General features: G+C 75.5%; 1 protein-coding gene. It reads right to left on the reverse strand.

The window, feature by feature from the left end:
- Window positions 1-98 precede the first annotated feature (98 nt).
- Window positions 99-866 carry a TIGR03089 family protein gene (locus G3I53_RS29985; RefSeq protein WP_164438966.1) on the reverse strand — a complete coding sequence of 256 codons (768 nt, stop codon included), beginning with the start codon at window positions 864-866 and terminating at the stop codon, window positions 99-101.
- Between the last annotated feature and the right edge of the window lie 236 nt (window positions 867-1,102).

Here is a 1,102-nt window from a genome sequence, read left to right on the forward strand (position 1 = left end):
CGCGGACCCGCCCGCGACCAAGGGAGGCCGGCCGCCGAGGCGGCCAGGTCCCGCTCACCGGACCGGGTGTCACCCGTGCCCCGGCGGCCGACGGGCCGTCAGGCCGGCCGGCGCGCGATGACCGCGACCCGTTCGCTCTCCACCCGCTTGTCCAGCGCCTCGGCGTCGAGCCGGTCCAGGTTCCGGCACAGCACCACCGAGCCGCCGGTGGCCAGCGGGCCGTACAGCCCCGCGTTGAGCCCCTCCCAGGTGTCGTAGGGCAGCCCCGACAGGATGCGGGTGCCCGGCCCGGTCAGGCCGAGGCCGGCGGCCTCCGCCTCGGCCCGCTGCACCACCTCGGCGCCGCTGAACTCCCGTCCCGCCACGATCAGCGCGGGGTCCTCGGGCGCGACCGGCGCGTACGGCACGAACTGGTCGCCCTGACCCGGCACCTCCACCGCGTAGTCGGCGAAGCCCTCGGGAGGCTGCGGGAAGCGTCCGCCGAGCGGCCGCAGGGCCAGCGCGACGCGCGCGCCGGAACAGGCCCGCGCCGCGTCGAGCGTGTCCGGCCCGCTCACCACGACGTCGGCCGCGCCCGGGTCGGGGGACGCCACGTCGGCGACCACGCCCACCGACGCACAGGCCAGCAGCCACACGGCCGTCTGCCAGTGGGCGGGCAGCAGCAGCGCCACCCGGTCACCCGGTTCGGCGGACAGTTCGTCCTGGAGGAGGTTGGCGGTCTTGGCCACCCAATTGGCGAAGGTGGCCACGGACAATTCGACGCGTTCGCCCGTGGCGTCGTCGTAGAAAGTCACCAGGGGGCGTCCCGGGTCCGCGGCGAGCGCGGAACTCAGCAGGTCGGCAGGGGTGCGGTCGCTGGCGTTCACCCGGGCAAGCGTACGCGGAGCGGCCCGCGGGCACCGTCCGGCCGCGACACCGGTTCGGCGGAACGGGCTCCGACGGTCCGTCACATCCTGGATGGACAGATTCGTACGACTATGTCCAACCTCAGGGGTATGCGTGGAATCCTTGCTTCCTCAATCGGTGTCACGTGTGCCGCCGCCCTCGCCCTCCCCCTCGCCCCGCCCGCCGCCGCGGCGGCCGCGGGACCGGCGCCGACGGC

The sequence above is a fragment of the Streptomyces sp. SID14436 genome (genome assembly GCF_010548465.1).
Taxonomy (GTDB): Bacteria; Actinomycetota; Actinomycetes; order Streptomycetales; family Streptomycetaceae; genus Streptomyces.